We start from the raw sequence: 14,973 nt of genomic DNA, 5'->3' as shown, positions 1-14,973 counted from the left end.
AGTGGGGACTGCGGATTGGGGGAGATAAAGCAGAAATAACCAATGCCCAATGCCCAATCCTTTTAGGTTGGTAAATGGAAAACGTTTAAAGCTAGAGAAATTAGGCTGAGGAATGTTAAAAACCCAATTGTATCTAGCATTGTAGTCACTAACGGGCCACTAACTAAAGCTGGGTCAAGCTTTAGCCGTGTCAAACCCATTGGCAGTAAAGTGCCGAGTGTAACAGCCACAATTGTATTAGTTGCCATTACCATTCCGGCAATTAAAGCCACCCATCGTTCTTGGGGTCGCGCCCAAATTAAGGAAAGCAGGAACATCGTTGTGGCTAAAGCTACGGCTGTACCCAAACCAGCTAGAATTTCCTTGCGGAGAATTTTTAAGGTATCTTTGGGTGTTACCTCGCCCACTCCCAAGCCGCGAATTGTCACCGTTAATGATTGAATCCCAACGGTACCACCAGTGTTAGAAAAAATCGGCATGATTACTGCTAAGACTGGCACTGCGGCAATTATAGATTGAAAAGGCGCGATCGCACTGGCGGCACCAATATACATAGCCATGATTCCTAACAGCCAAGGTAAGCGGTTGCGGATGGTAAGTAAGGGAGAGGATAAAGCTGCTTCATCACCACTGACACCCGCCAGTTTTTGGATATCTTCTGTGGCTTCCTCTTCCAAAATATCCATGACATCATCAATGGTGACGATGCCAACCAATCGGTCTTCTCGGTCAACTACGGGGATAGCGATTAAGTCGTAGCGCTGCATGATTCTCGCCACTTCTTCTTGGGGAGTTTCAGTTCTAACTTTGATGACGCGATCGCTAGCAATATCTTTGATGAAAACATCGGGAAAGGTAAACAGCAATTGGCGCAGTGAAACTACTCTTACCAACGTCCGGTTGTCATCTGTGACGTAGGCGTAGTAAATCGTCTCCTTGTCTTCATCCTGACGGCGGATTTTGCTCAAGGCTTCACCTACAGTTAATCCTTGCCGTAACCGGACATATTCGGTTGTCATCACCCGCCCAGCAGTACCTTCTGGATAGCCGAGAATCGTTGCTGTTGCTTGTCTTTCTTCTTGACTCAGTTCTTGTAATAGCCGTTTGATTACTCCAGCAGGTAGTTCGTCAAACAATTCTGCCCGTTCGTCGGGACTCATCGCTTCTACAAGTTGCACTACCTGGACATCATGCAGAGAATTAATTAGTTCTTCTTGCACTTCTGTGGGCAGATATTCAAATACATCAATTGCCTGAGCTTTGTTGAGTAAACGAAATGCGATCGCGCGTTGTTGTTCAGGCAATTGTGTAATGTAGTCTCCCACATCCACAGGTTGCAAGCGATTTAAATCCCATTTTAACTGGTTTAAATCGGTAGTATCAGTCAGCAAATCACGAATATCTTGTGTGAGCATGAGAAATATCTCCTAAGTCTCCCCCGCGCTGGGAGACTTCCTCACCAGCTCAGAGGAGGTTGATACTGCCATCTGGTGGACTATGGCCCATAAAATTTCAACAATTCAATATCGATATCTAAATTAAGGCATCGCTAGTCATCATCCTAACCCGGAATAGCGCTCTCCGGTAAATACTGAATATTAGCATTCAGTATTTGTGATATTTACCACTAACAGCTAAGTTAATTACTCCGAATTTTGGGTAATTTTCGTCTAGCTTAAAGTAGATTTTACTATTGCTATAAGCTATGTGTCTTGGCAATCAACGAATTTTTTCGCAAACTTTATACAGTTAAAATACTTACAATATCAATAAGCAATATTTGGTATCAAGCAACTTCATGCATAGTCACCTGGACGACGGAGAATCAGAAATAGGTTAAGATTTCACTTCATAGTCACGGTAAGGTATTTGAGCTTTGGCGATCGCTTTGAGTCTCTAGGAGGAGATAGAAAAGGTCAGCCCCAACTTTTGGAGACGGTGTGTTTCGGTTCCGTTCAACATAAATTCACGTTCGGGAAAGTCAATAATTTTGAACCCCATAAATAACGGTAAAAGCTTTCGCGGACTCCTTGACTATCTCGAAAACAAAGAGCAGTCATTTAGTCAACTAAAGATTTACTTTAGTCGCTCAAGGGTAAGGTGTTTACTCTGAACCCTTTAGCCCATATACTTCAACGTATAACTGCTAATGTTATGAATGCTGCGAGGTTTTCCCTGTCTAAGTCAAACTCGTAACATTTAATACATTGAGCTATCAACCATCAGCCATCCTATACCTACCCATCAGCACAATTAATCACGGGATCGCTTGCTGTATTCTTCACAGTTTGTTACAAAAGTACAAAGAACTTCTAGAGACCCAAAACCACATGTTCGGCGGACTTACTGGTTTAAAAGATCCTAAAGGCACAGATTGGGGAGAGCGGATGCTCAACACAGTTGCCAGCCAAACGATTCGCCACCTGTTTAGCCAAAGCGAGTCAGTAGAAGTCTTTGTGCGCTGCTACCCCTCCAGCAAACTGTTGCAAGGCAGCATTGATAGCTTTAAGATGAGCGGTCGTGGCTTGGTAATTCGGAAAGATTTTGCGGTAGAGGAGATGTCTTTTGAAACCGATGCGGTTGCCATTGACTTCGGCTCGGTTTTAAGTGGCAAACTCAGTCTTAAGCAGCCTACTCAAGCGATCGCCCAAGTAATTTTATCAGAAGCAGGCATAAACCAAGCCTTTAATGCGGAACTGGTGAAAAAGCGCCTGCTTAACCTCACCGTACCATCACTGACAGAATTATCTGGCGGTGAACCAGTTTCCTTTACGGAAGTACAGGTACAGCTATTGCCAGGAAATCGCTTACAGCTTGTAGCAAAAGCAGATTTAAATAATGGCGAACTCGTTCCCCTGAACATGAGCCTAACTTTAGGCATTGAAAGGCGGCGGCGAGTTTCCTTCAAAGATCCAAAAATCGAACTTGACCAAGTACCAGAAGCACAACGGGAAATCTCGCAAACCTTGAGCGTGGCGCTGGTAGAAATTTTAGATAATATGGTTGATCTTGATCGTTTTGACCTCGATGGAGTGAAAATGCGGCTCAACCGATTAGACACTGAAGGTCAAAAACTTATTTTCAGTGGTTATGCTGAAATTGAACGTATTCCAAATAGCGCTTGACATGATATTTTCACGTAAGCAAGGTAAGTAAAATTTTTTAACGTGAGTTCGATGAACCTCTCTCTGCCTTGAACTTTAGTTCAAGTTTTCCCCGCCCGTCGGAGACAGAAGGTTTTAGGTAGTAAAATCTCTTAGCAGTCTTTTGATTGGGCTAATTAAACGTACAGTATATGAACAGTCGAATTCACGTTTTTTTAGGGTCTTTGCATGAAGCTCTGAAACAAAATTAAATACCGCCTAAATTGCTTTAAGCGGTATTGTAAATTTTTAGGTTTTTAAGAGAGTTAGAGTTAGGAGTTATGAATTATAACTTGTAAAATTCTTATCGATCATTGATCGCTTCTAACTCTTAAATCTCTATCGCCCTACACCTACATATTGGAATCCAGCCCGTATCATTACTTCAGGGTCGAGGAAGTTACGACCGTCGATGATAACGGGGTGGGTCATCAATTTTGCCATCTTCACATAGTCAAGAGTACTGAACTGCTGCCATTCGGTGACAAGTACCAATGCATCGCAGCCATCAGCTAGTCTTTCGGCATCGGTTTCTACTAGCACACCAGAAAGCCCATGACGTAAACCTGTTTGGGAAACAATCGGGTCAAAGGCTTTAACTTTGGCTCCCAATCGGTTGAGCTGCTCAATTAGGTTGAGGGCTGGAGCGTCGCGCAAGTCGTCGGTATCGGGCTTGAAGGTCAGTCCGAGTAGTCCAACTGTTTTGCCTTTGAGAATTTTCAGAACTTTTTGGAGTTTTTCTAAAGCAATCAATCGCTGACGTTCGTTGACACTGACAGCAGCTTTGAGTAATTGGGCTTCATAGCCATAATCATCAGCAGTGTGAATCAGAGCAGAGACATCTTTGGGAAAACAAGAACCACCCCAACCAATACCAGCTTGTAAAAATTTGTTACCAATGCGGGAGTCTAGACCGATACCTCTAGCTACTTGGCTGACATCAGCACCGACACGATCGCAAATATTAGCAACTTCGTTAATAAAACTAATCTTAGTGGCTAAAAAAGCATTAGCGGCGTATTTAATCATCTCCGCCGAACTCAAGTCTGTTGCCAAAATTGGCACAGGGGGTAAAGATTGATCCTCAGCGTACTTGCGTTCTACAATTGGGGCATAAAGTTTTCGCATTAAGGCTACTGCTCTTTGACTATTGCCTCCTAGTACAATGCGATCAGGGTTGAAGGTGTCGTAAACTGCCGAACCTTCGCGCAAAAACTCTGGATTGCTGATTACATCAAACTCGGCTGCAAACTCAGGTAATTTTTCATTACTCGGAACCCCACCTGCGGGTACTAATGTTTTCTGCCGTTCAGCCACACCATCTAAAACAAGCATCCTTACCCAGTCACCTGAGCCAATGGGTACTGTAGATTTATTCACTATGACTTTATAACCACCGTTGAGATTTTCCCCAATCCCACGGGCTACAGCTTCAACATAACGAGTATCACTTTCACCAGTGGGTAAAGGTGGCGTTCCCACAGCAATAAACAGAACTTCTCCGTGGGCAACTCCAGCAGCGAGATCGCTAGTAAAATGAATTTTTTCTGTTTGAATGGCAGACTGGATAATTTCTGAAAGTCCCGGCTCAAAAATTGGAGACTGTCCAGACTTCATTAACTTAACTTTTTCTTCGTTGTTGTCTACGCAAATGACATCATGCCCAATATGAGCCAAGCAAGCACCTGTAACCAAACCAACGTAACCAGTACCAATCACGCAAACACGCATTTTTTAACTCCTCACTTTTTTTGGGGTTAGTTTTCTAAAAGAAGTATCAATATGACACTTAAACATTGGCAGTCAACTCAGCCACTAAACATACTAGCTACCGATAGGGTAGAGCCTGCATGAAGTTTAGAGCAACACTAGGCGCTACTCAGGTGGTTAAATTATTTACATCGCTTTGAATGCGATCGCGAAAATCTTCTATTGTTAGTTTTAACCCCTCTTGCAGAGCAATAGTCGGTTCCCAATTTAACCAAGTTTTTGCCTTTGTGATATCAGGTTGGCGACGCCGGGGATCGTCCGAAGGTAGTGGCTCGAATTTAATCTGCGCGTCTGGATTAATCATATTTTGCACAGCTTGTGCCAATTGCAAAATCGTATATTCACCAGGATTACCCAGGTTTACTGGGCCTATGTAGTCACTATTCATTAGACGGATGAATCCTTCGACTAAATCGGAAACATAGCAGAAACTACGAGTTTGCGAACCATCACCGTAAACGGTTAAAGGATTACCTCGCAAGGCTTGAACTATAAAATTGCTCACCACCCGGCCATCGTTTTCTAACATTCTCGGACCATAGGTGTTAAATATCCGAACAACTCGAATATCAACTTTATTTTGCCTATAGTAATCAAATGCTAGAGTCTCAGCAATTCTTTTACCTTCGTCGTAGCATGAACGTATCCCAATGGGATTGACGCTACCCCGATACTCTTCAGGTTGGGGATGAACTTCTGGATCACCGTATACTTCACTGGTTGAAGCCAAGAAAAACCTAGCTTTCACACGTTTAGCCAGCCCCAACATATTGAGTGTTCCCATCACGTTAGTTTTAACGGTTTTAACTGGATTGTACTGGTAATGTACTGGTGAAGCAGGACAAGCTAAATGATAAATTTGATCCACTTCTAGCCGAATTGGTTCGGTAATATCGTGGCGGATCAGTTCAAAGTACGGATGACCTAACCATTTAAGAATGTTCCTTTTGTGACCAGTGTAAAAATTATCTAAGCATATTAATTCATGCCCATCATTCATTAGTCGGTCGATGAGATGGGAACCAATAAACCCAGCACCACCCGTCACCAAAATTCTCATAGTTTCCCAGTTATTTACAAATATTTTCAGTAGCTATTGGACTCACTTCTTAGATTACCCAGATTGGGGACAAAAATACAAAACGAAAAAAATAACAAAGTTCAATCAAAAAGTGCTGTTGAATTTACTTATTTTTCTACGGTTATATTTTTATTATTTTTTACTTACTTCCTTAATAATTTAACTAGTAAAATAACAAAAATTGCCAGTCTTCCACCTAAAGTTCATCAAATCTTTAACAATACAAAGTGTTTTAATGAATACTACTGTTTTCAGTTGGATGCAGGAATAGGTTGACACTTTCTACAGTTCAATGTCTTACAATTACCCATATTTTTGCAATAGTCAAGTTGTCGTATTTACCTACATCCTGCCCTGTATTTAAGTGCAGAGACTTATATCATTTCAGGATATTCCTGCTATAAATACATACATACGTTTTTAGGGGCATACATCTATATGCCCCAACAGATGATTCATTTGTTGCAAATTTTGTTGTCAATGCGATGCCTCCGGCGGATTACACCAACGCAGCCTAAGTCCATGTGAGTGGACTGAATGCCTCATATCATACAGCAGAGGTAATGCTGGTAACCGTTTTAGACATAACTAAATTTGTGGTTTGAGTGCGTTGCGGTTCTCCAAGCATGACAATGGAGCAGGTGAGTTGTCTGGCTAACTGAGTTGTGACATCGCTAATGGCTAATCCTCCAGGGCTGGTACGATTACGTATAAAAGGTAAAACTACTAAATCATATAATCGTGCTGCCTGCAAAATTGCTTGGGCAACATTCTCATGAGCGATAATTTGAATTTCTGGGGCATTGGTCAAAGCTAATTGAGAGACCAATAGGGAGAGATGCGATCGCTTCCAAGCAATTTTACTAGAACTAGTGCGGCGATCGCACACATTCAGTACAGTAATGTGGCTCTGATTTGCCTCTGCCAGCATCTGGGCAAATTGTACAGGCTGTAATGTAGGTGCTGTTAAGTTTTCTACTGGTACTAAGATGCGCTGAATTTTTTTCGGTGATTCTACTAAACGTGTTACCGCTACTGGACAATGGGATGCCCAAAGCACACCATCAATCACATTCCCAAATAAACGCGCTCGTAATCCAGTCCGTTTACCCCAACCCATAACGATTAAATTAGCCTTTTGTTCACGAGCCGCTCTGCTAATTCCTTGAGCAAAGGCATCATCAATCCGCAGCATTGGTTCTGCGGCTATGCCCAATACTCGACTGTGTACTGTGGCTTTGGTTAATAATTGTTCACTCCGTTGTAGAGACGCTTCTAACTGCGGTGCATCCATTTGAGCGGTAGCATTCGCGATCGCAAGCGGTATAATTTTGCCTTTACACTGACGCGCTAATAACGCCGCCATTTCAATCAAATACTGCTCAGTATGAGGATTGTAGACAGGTACAACTATAGTAAAAGCACTGTCTGTTTTTAATGCGTTTTGGTCAGGTTGGGGTGGTGCTGGATCTTGGGCGGGTGAGGAATTCAAGCCAACAGCTATTTTATTAGTGATCAACGGCCCCAAGCTTGATGTGACAACCATTAAAACAATCACACTGTGTAATACTTCTAGTGGCAGCAATCCAGCCCGGTATCCCACTAACGTTGCTGCTAACGTTGTAGCAACCTGGGGAAGTGATAGCGACCAGATGGTTAGCATTTCTTGCCAGTTATAGCGGTAAACTAGTTTTGTAAAGAAAGCTGCAATCAATTTACTGACAATCAAACCGACTATCATTAACAGTGTTAACTTGAGGGTGTCTAGGTTGTTCACAAGGGCGGGTAGATTGATCGTTAAGCCAAGGTCAACAAAGAAAATGGGAATGAATAGCACACTGCCAATAAATACCACCTTTTGTTTGACTGGGCCTTCCCCTACAGCTTCATTTACCGCCAAACCCGCTAAAAACGCACCAACAATTTTCTCTATCCCAATCAATTGAGCGCTCACAGCCGCCAGAAACACAGAAAGCAACACAAACAAAAACTTGTTTCCTTCGTCGTCTCCAGAGCGTTTGAAAAATTCTTTGCCTGCCCAATCAAAGCCTGTTACAACGGCAACAGAGTAAATAATTAACCAACCTGACAAGCTGAGTAGTTTCGCAAAGCTGAATGTTCCAGCATGAGCGACGCCTACACAAACGGCTAAGATCAGTACTGCGCCAATATCTGTAAAAATCTTAGCTCCAATAGTGACTGTAACAGCTTCGTTGTTGAGCACTCCCAAACGGCTGATTATGGGATATGCCAAAAGAGTATAGGAAGCGAATAAAGAGCCAATTAATATTGAAGTATTCCAGCCATAGCTTAAAATCAGCCCTATTAAGGTTCCCATCACCAGGGGTACAGTGAAAGTTAAGCTAGCAAACCCGAAGGCACGACTTTTTTGCCGACGAAACTGTTCTAGATCAACTTCTAGCCCTGCGACAAACAGCAAGTAAATTAACCCAATATCTGATAGCAGGTTAATCATCGACGAGTCCGACTGAAATAGATTCCAGCCTGAGGGGCCCAGTACTAGCCCTGAGAAAACCAAACCCACTAATCCTGGTAATCTTAGCCGCTCAAACATGATCGGTATAACTAAGATGACCACCAGCAAAATAGCAAAGGGAACAATTGGTTCCTTGCCAAGAACTTGGGAAGTTGGCTCCAGAGCAAGAACTTGTGATATGAGTTCCATAGGTAGGAATGAAGGGGCTATGGTAAAACTGCGATTCCTTTGGGGCGATCGCTTAATCGATATAAATAAATAGAGAAGCCACCTGAGGAAAAATCAAATATATTAATTTACACTAACTAGGCAATTGTCTCAGAACTAACTACCTACGGATGGATTTGACTCAAAATGAACCGTAAGCGATCGTAGTCGTCTTTAAGTAGCACACTTAAGCTACGTCCAGCTTTAATTAGCCATTCTCGGTCAGCTTTGCGTAACTGGTATATATCTCGAATGGCAGCTGCGGTCAAAGACTCTACTGGCGCACCGTTAATACAAAGGAGTGTCCGCAAAAAATCTAGTTCTTCAGTAAATTTAATGATTGCTTCTGGTTCGCACCGATAAACAGCTTGATGAATTTGCGGGGGACGCGGTGGTAGATATTGATATATTCTTTGGTTATAACCTCGATTCTGGGAAGATTGCTCAAATCCTACGATCGCAGCCCTAAATTCTGTTCTGAGCATCGCAAATATCTGGGGTTGTTCTTCGCGTAAATCTTGCAATGACAACCCCAAAGCTCTAGCCCGGTGTACGGAATCTATAGGCATAGTTGTAGCATAATATACTACGGCATAAACTTGATTACCCGATTCTTCATCTACAGAACAGACCCAACTACCAAAGGGTGGCATAGAGGGAAAGCTCAAATTTGGTGGTTCCAAACACTGAGCTAAAAACTCGGTACTAGTAGTTTCAATCACCTCCGCAATGTGGTTGGGATGGCGATCGCCAGTAGCAAACTGTGGTAAGGGGAGGCGCATAGTAATTTAGTCATTAGTCATTGGTCATTAGTCACTTGTACTGAGCTTTGCCTCTGGCGCAGCCTAAGAAGAGAAGTATTAGTTTTTGCCAAACGACAAAAGACAAATGACTAATGACTAATTTTATTTGGCTTTTTTACGTCCGGCTGTGGTCTCTACGAGTTCCAATTCGCTCAGACGAAAGGTAACTAATTTATCCCAGTTACCACCTTCAAATAATACGGCTACTTTGCCATCGGTCAGTCGTTGCACAAGTCCTTCGTAGCGATAATAGGTATCTGCGGGATTCTTGACGCGAACAGTTGCTCCAGGCAGAATCATGTTTTTAGCCTCGCTTGTTTCCTTTTAATAGCTTAATACTTCTTATTAGTCATTTGCCCTTAGTTATTACAAATGACTAATGACGAATCAATAATACTTCTGCCTTTGGCGAAAATTTGCTACTGATTCTACTATTCCCAAGGAAATGAAGTTGGTCAGCATAGCAGAACGCCCATAACTCATCCAAGGTAGGGGAATGCCTGCCACAGGCGCTAAACCAACTGTCATGCCAACGTTGACAATTAGCTGAAATACAATCATGGACAAAATGCCAATAGCCAACAAGGAACCAAAATTATCTTTGGCAGTTTGAGCAACATGCAGTAGACGAAAGCAAATTAAGCAGAAGGCAAACAGCACTACCAGACAACCAACAAAGCCGAATTCTTCCCCTACTGCGGAGAAAATAAAGTCTGTATGCTGTTCAGGTACGAAATTCAGTTGCGTCATTGGCCCCTTGAACAGACCCCATCCCCAAATTTCACCAGCACCAATAGCAATGCGAGATTGGATTAAGTGATATCCAGCACCGAGTGGATCGTGATCGGGGTTCATAAATACAGTTAGCCGATCTTTTTGATACTCTTTCAAAACATGGTTCCAAGCGAAGACTCCTAATTCGCCACCCAGTATATTGAGAGTCCATGCACCAATAGCACCTAAACCAAATCGACGCCAGGGAAGAGTTTGCCAGCCCACAATAGCCATCGCAACTGACCAAACTATTCCTAATGGCCCAAAAGATAATTCTTTGAATAAAACTATCGGCTCTGATAAAGGCCAAGATATACTAAACAAAATGGCAGCAACCACAGGAGAAATCATCAGAATTAACCAGCCTGGATTAGCATTTGCCCAGTAAAGCATTCCTAAGACGATCGCACCAAATACCAGTGATGTTGCTAAATCTGGCTGCAAAAATACTAATCCCCAAGGTATAGCGGTGATTGCCAGAACACGAAAAACACCTTCGAGGGTAGAAGCAGTACGCCTATGTAGTAAAGCTGCTAAGGTAATGATCATGCCGATTTTGGCAAATTCTGAGGGTTGCACGTTAAAGCCGGCGATACTAATCCACCGTTGCGCCCCTTTGGCGCTAGTACCAGCAATCATCACGGCAATTAAGCTGAAGTTCGTTAGTGCATAAGTTACCCAGTGCCACTGCATCAAGAGTTCATAACGGATGCGAGCTAAAAATAGGGCTATAAGCACGCCGATACCCGCTACCATCCAGTGCCACCACCAGTCAGTTACTGGCTGCTTCAGTTCCGTACTGAGAATCATGACACCACCAAAGATACTGACAGCAATCGGCAAACACAATAGTAGCCAATCTACATTCTGCCAAGGCTTAACCCAAGACTTCCAGCGAATTTTGGGGAGCGATCGTTTTAACAACATTGTGTAAGTTTAGACTTTAGCTTTAATTGTTGGGAATTGGGAATTGAAAAGAGGCAGAGGGGCAAAGAGCAGGGGGCAGAGGGGAAAATTCTTCTCCTTTGCTCCTTGCTCCCTACTCCCCTGCTTCTTCCCGACTCCCAGTCCCTAGTATTCCCAGGACATAGCCCAGGAAGCAGATAGAAATTAAAATTAATTATGTCAGGGCAGCAACTGATACTTTACCAGCAATGGTAAGAGCGATCGCTGTTAATGCTTTTGCTGAAGCTGAATCTGGATCACCAACAACTATTGGCACACCACTGTCACCGCCAACTCGTGTAGAAATTTCTAGCGGTACGCACCCCAAAAGTGGCACTCCCAATTCGGCGGCTGTTTTAGAGCCACCACCGGAACCAAATATGTCATACTGCTTATCCGGTTGATCGGGGGGGATAAAATAGCTCATATTTTCCACGATCCCCAATACCGGGACATTCATCTGCTGGAACATCCGCAATCCCTTGCGAGAATCTAACAGGGCTACAGTTTGCGGTGTGGTAACAATTACTGCCCCTGCCATCGGCACTGCTTGGGTTAAAGTTAACTGAGCATCTCCGGTTCCCGGTGGCATATCTACAATCAAATAGTCCAGTTCTCCCCATTGCACTTGATAGAGAAACTGGCGAATTACACCATTGAGCATAGGCCCCCGCCAAATTACTGGCTGATCTCGGTCAATCAAAAAGCCCATTGAAACTAATTTGACGCCGTGATTAAAAGCAGGTTCCAGGATGTCACCTGTTTCACTGGAACGCACAGTAATTTGGGCATCAGCCAGCCCCAGCATGGTGGGGTCATTAGGCCCATAAATATCAGCATCTAGCAAACCGACTTTCGCCCCAGTTTGAGCTAGAGCCACTGCTACATTGACCGCCACCGTACTTTTACCAACGCCACCTTTGCCACTGGAAACAGCAATAATATTTTTCACCCCAGAAATGCCAGTGCGTTGGTTTAGCCCGCCGGAGGCATCGGGTAAACTTTTTTGCTGCGGTGTTTCTGCCGTCACTTCTATGCTGACATCTGTAACCCCTGAGAGTTTTTTGACAGCTTTCTTACAGTCTTCAACGATAAATTCACGTAAAGGACAGGCAGGAGTGGTTAACACCAAAGTGAAACTAACTTTGCCACCGTCAATTTTCACGTTGCGAATCATATTCAGTTCCACCAGACTTTTGCGGAGTTCTGGGTCTTCCACTGGTCGCAACACTTCTAAGACAGAGCGAGAATCGAGAACATCGTACATAAAAATTCAAAATTCAAAATGAATAAATACACTTGTGGCGAACATCTTAGCTATTAACTGGATGCTTTCTTAAGTAAGGTCAGTTTAGTGTTTTTACTGTCAATGCCGTAATAAAACTTAGCAAATTGCATTATCACCTAATAGAATCTTAACTTTCTTTGGGCATTGGGAAGAGGCAGAGGGGCTCTTAGCTGGGAGCAGAAGAGAAAGAGGTAACTTTTTATTCTTCCTCTTGTCCCCTTGTCCTCTTGTTGTCAGCACCTAAAAATCCAAACAACTGTCATTAAGGGATTTTTTCTTACCAGATACCGTTGGCAATGCCGTCTTTTCTACTGCTTCTATTAAAGACCGGGCTACGCGGTCTGCATAAGGACGCGATAAAGACCAAATTAGGGGCGATAACCAACCCCGTAGCGTTACAGAATAAGATAAACAAGTACCACAAACCGTTGACTCTACTTGATAAGTCACCCGTTCCTCTATTCCAGGAATCGCTAGCACCCGGATACTCAGCATCTCCCTGTGATTGACGCGCTCCACAAAAATTCGGATGGGAATCGGCCAAAAGCGTGTTACAGCATGAAAAATTAATCCTGGCTTGGGTACTAATCCGTAGGGCACGTTAGTACTCTTAAGTAGTGGATGCCAGGAAACATCAGTTAAATCAGCGACTTTTTGCCACAGTTCATCTACAGAAGCAGAACTTATCTCTCGATACGTCCGCACCAGAGAAGCGCAAAACCGACGACGTTTGCGGTGGATGAATTTGGATAACCAACCTTGCATTTTCCTAATCCTCCTCGCTAGACACTTTCTGGTAACTCTGGTATTGTGGGCAACTACCCTCAAACCCTAATAGGACTTACGCAAAACTATATGCACTCAGGGGCAACTCATGAATTGCCCTAAGAAGAACATTATTCTTTTCAACTATTGTTTGCGTAACTCCTGCCTAAATTAAAACTTTCTCAGAAATGCCCTGAACATAGCAAGCCTGTATTCGGTACAGACACTAACAGATAATATAAGCAATATGGCAAAGAAGTTTTGATCAGGCCAGTTAAACTCTTGATAATTCAAGGTTACGACAAAAGTCTAGTGTTTATACCAGAATGTTCCAATTAAGAATTTCAAAAAAAACTCAGTCAATATACAAGCCTATACGCATTTGAGGGAAAATAAACTCTAGTGATGCCCATCAATCATATAAATGCTTAACCAGTAAGAAAAAGCGGGTTGGGCAAATAGAGCTTGATTGTTGGCGCGTGTTTCCCCCAAATTTTAAGATAAGAAATTTGTGGCTTTCTGGAAATTGTAATTTTTTAGGTTCGGGAATCTTATGTTGACCAACTCGCAAACACCAACTGTATCAGCAGAATCATCCAAGTCTTTGCCAGCACCTGACGCTCAGACTAGAGTCAGTCAGTTTATGAAACAACTGCAAGACGAAATTACCGAATCATTGGCAAAACTAGATGGTGTGGCTAATTTTCATGAAGATAGTTGGGAACGCCCAGAAGGAGGCGGAGGTCGCTCGCGCGTGCTGCGAGAAGGTGCAATATTTGAACAAGCTGGTGTAAATTTTTCTGAAGTTTGGGGTTCCCATTTGCCAGCCTCAATTTTAGCCCAACGCCCTGAAGCCGCAGGGCATGGCTTTTATGCCACGGGCACTTCAATGGTGTTACATCCTCACAATCCTTACGTGCCGACAGTTCATCTAAATTATCGCTACTTTGAAGCAGGGCCAGTATGGTGGTTTGGTGGTGGTCTTGACTTGACACCTTATTACCCCTTTGCTGAAGATGCGGCACATTTACACAAAACGTTAAAACAGGCTTGTGACAAACACCACCCAGACTATTACCCTGTGTTTAAGCGGTGGTGCGATGAATATTTTTACCTCAAGCATCGTGATGAGACACGGGGCGTAGGTGGTCTGTTTTTTGATTACCAAGATGGTCAAGGTGCTTTATATCGCGGGCCAAATCCCAATGGGGAAGCGGCTATTCATAGCAACCAGGTGGGAACACCAGCAACCCGTAATTGGGAAGATTTGTTTGCCTTTGTGCAAGACTGTGGTAGGGCATTTTTACCAGCTTACGTACCAATTGTAGAACGGCGTAATGGGATAGAATATGGCGATCGCCAACGGAATTTTCAACTCTACCGCCGAGGACGGTATGTAGAATTTAACTTGGTTTATGACCGAGGCACCATTTTTGGTCTACAAACCAACGGACGTACTGAATCAATTCTTATGTCCCTACCACCCTTAGTGCGCTGGGAATACGGCTATCAACCGGAACCCAATACACCTGAAGCCGAATTGTATGAAACTTTCCTTAAGCCTCAAGATTGGATCAACTGGACACCCAAATAGTGCTGAGTTAGGAGTGCTGAGTGCTGAGTGCTGAGTGCTGAGTCAGGAGTTATGATAATTATCCCGATCTTCCCCGACTTCCTCATCTCCCTCATCTCCCCCACTC

11 protein-coding genes are annotated in these 14,973 nt (G+C 43.3%); 2 read left to right on the top strand and 9 right to left on the bottom strand.

Annotation, left to right across the window (positions count from 1 at the left end; all coding sequences use genetic code 11):
- Nucleotides 1-62 precede the first annotated feature (62 nt).
- A complete protein-coding gene (mgtE, locus tag ACFE90_RS26920; RefSeq protein WP_375505484.1) occupies nt 63-1,415 on the bottom strand; it encodes a magnesium transporter in 1,353 nt (450 codons plus the stop codon).
- Nucleotides 1,416-2,330: 915 nt separating this feature from the next.
- On the opposite strand from mgtE, the gene ACFE90_RS26915 reads away from it, so the two are divergent.
- Complete coding sequence (locus ACFE90_RS26915; protein ID WP_375505485.1) at nt 2,331-3,125, top strand: DUF2993 domain-containing protein; 795 nt, start codon at nt 2,331-2,333, stop codon at nt 3,123-3,125.
- 357 nt (nt 3,126-3,482) lie between these two features.
- Here ACFE90_RS26915 and ACFE90_RS26910 read toward each other — a convergent pair whose 3' ends face one another.
- From ACFE90_RS26910 to ACFE90_RS26875, 8 genes are all read right to left on the bottom strand, one after another.
- Nucleotides 3,483-4,874 carry a UDP-glucose dehydrogenase family protein gene (locus tag ACFE90_RS26910; RefSeq protein ID WP_375505483.1) on the bottom strand — a complete coding sequence of 464 codons (1,392 nt, stop codon included), beginning with the start codon at nt 4,872-4,874 and terminating at the stop codon, nt 3,483-3,485.
- 148 nt (nt 4,875-5,022) lie between these two features.
- Nucleotides 5,023-5,973: a UDP-glucuronic acid decarboxylase family protein gene (locus tag ACFE90_RS26905; protein WP_375505482.1), complete on the bottom strand. Its 951-nt coding sequence runs from the start codon at nt 5,971-5,973 to the stop codon at nt 5,023-5,025.
- A gap of 568 nt (nt 5,974-6,541) precedes the next feature.
- Nucleotides 6,542-8,680 (bottom strand): cation:proton antiporter, encoded by a 2,139-nt coding sequence (locus ACFE90_RS26900; RefSeq protein ID WP_375505481.1) that lies wholly within the window; start codon nt 8,678-8,680, stop codon nt 6,542-6,544.
- A gap of 143 nt (nt 8,681-8,823) precedes the next feature.
- The gene (locus ACFE90_RS26895; RefSeq protein WP_375505480.1) at nt 8,824-9,480 is read right to left on the bottom strand and encodes an HAS-barrel domain-containing protein; all 657 of its coding nucleotides are present in this window, start codon (nt 9,478-9,480) and stop codon (nt 8,824-8,826) included.
- Between the two features lie 123 nt (nt 9,481-9,603).
- Nucleotides 9,604-9,801, bottom strand: coding sequence for an NAD(P)H dehydrogenase subunit NdhS (locus ACFE90_RS26890; RefSeq protein ID WP_100898602.1), 198 nt, complete (start codon nt 9,799-9,801; stop codon nt 9,604-9,606).
- Nucleotides 9,802-9,888: 87 nt separating this feature from the next.
- The gene (rodA, locus tag ACFE90_RS26885) at nt 9,889-11,202 is read right to left on the bottom strand and encodes a rod shape-determining protein RodA (RefSeq protein WP_375505479.1); all 1,314 of its coding nucleotides are present in this window, start codon (nt 11,200-11,202) and stop codon (nt 9,889-9,891) included.
- Nucleotides 11,203-11,395: 193 nt separating this feature from the next.
- Complete coding sequence (locus ACFE90_RS26880; RefSeq protein WP_375505478.1) at nt 11,396-12,487, bottom strand: Mrp/NBP35 family ATP-binding protein; 1,092 nt, start codon at nt 12,485-12,487, stop codon at nt 11,396-11,398.
- Nucleotides 12,488-12,748: 261 nt separating this feature from the next.
- Nucleotides 12,749-13,273, bottom strand: a complete 525-nt coding sequence (locus ACFE90_RS26875; protein ID WP_375505477.1) for an SRPBCC family protein — start codon at nt 13,271-13,273, stop codon at nt 12,749-12,751.
- Between the two features lie 553 nt (nt 13,274-13,826).
- Here ACFE90_RS26875 and hemF point away from each other — a divergent pair.
- The gene (gene hemF / locus ACFE90_RS26870) at nt 13,827-14,867 is read left to right on the top strand and encodes an oxygen-dependent coproporphyrinogen oxidase (RefSeq protein ID WP_375505476.1); all 1,041 of its coding nucleotides are present in this window, start codon (nt 13,827-13,829) and stop codon (nt 14,865-14,867) included.
- The last annotated feature ends 106 nt before the right edge of the window (nt 14,868-14,973 follow it).

This window comes from uncultured Nostoc sp., from assembly GCF_964245445.1.
GTDB lineage: Bacteria > Cyanobacteriota > Cyanobacteriia > Cyanobacteriales > Nostocaceae > Nostoc.
The sequence above is the reverse complement of the archived record's forward strand: the minus strand, read 5'-3'. Positions and strand labels throughout refer to the sequence as shown.

Bases quoted from the DNA above. Each gene is read 5' to 3' on its own strand.
- ACFE90_RS26905 (WP_375505482.1), bottom strand. From the start codon at position 5,973: ATGAGAATTTTGGTGACGGGTGGTGCTGGGTTTATTGGTTCCCATCTC.
- ACFE90_RS26910 (WP_375505483.1), bottom strand. From the start codon at position 4,874: ATGCGTGTTTGCGTGATTGGTACTGGTTACGTTGGTTTGGTTACAGGT.
- rodA (WP_375505479.1), bottom strand. From the start codon at position 11,202: ATGTTGTTAAAACGATCGCTCCCCAAAATTCGCTGGAAGTCTTGGGTT.
- ACFE90_RS26900 (WP_375505481.1), bottom strand. From the start codon at position 8,680: ATGGAACTCATATCACAAGTTCTTGCTCTGGAGCCAACTTCCCAAGTT.
- ACFE90_RS26890 (WP_100898602.1), bottom strand. From the start codon at position 9,801: ATGATTCTGCCTGGAGCAACTGTTCGCGTCAAGAATCCCGCAGATACC.
- ACFE90_RS26875 (WP_375505477.1), bottom strand. From the start codon at position 13,273: ATGCAAGGTTGGTTATCCAAATTCATCCACCGCAAACGTCGTCGGTTT.
- ACFE90_RS26880 (WP_375505478.1), bottom strand. From the start codon at position 12,487: ATGTACGATGTTCTCGATTCTCGCTCTGTCTTAGAAGTGTTGCGACCA.
- ACFE90_RS26915 (WP_375505485.1), top strand. From the start codon at position 2,331: ATGTTCGGCGGACTTACTGGTTTAAAAGATCCTAAAGGCACAGATTGG.
- hemF (WP_375505476.1), top strand. From the start codon at position 13,827: ATGTTGACCAACTCGCAAACACCAACTGTATCAGCAGAATCATCCAAG.
- mgtE (WP_375505484.1), bottom strand. From the start codon at position 1,415: ATGCTCACACAAGATATTCGTGATTTGCTGACTGATACTACCGATTTA.
- ACFE90_RS26895 (WP_375505480.1), bottom strand. From the start codon at position 9,480: ATGCGCCTCCCCTTACCACAGTTTGCTACTGGCGATCGCCATCCCAAC.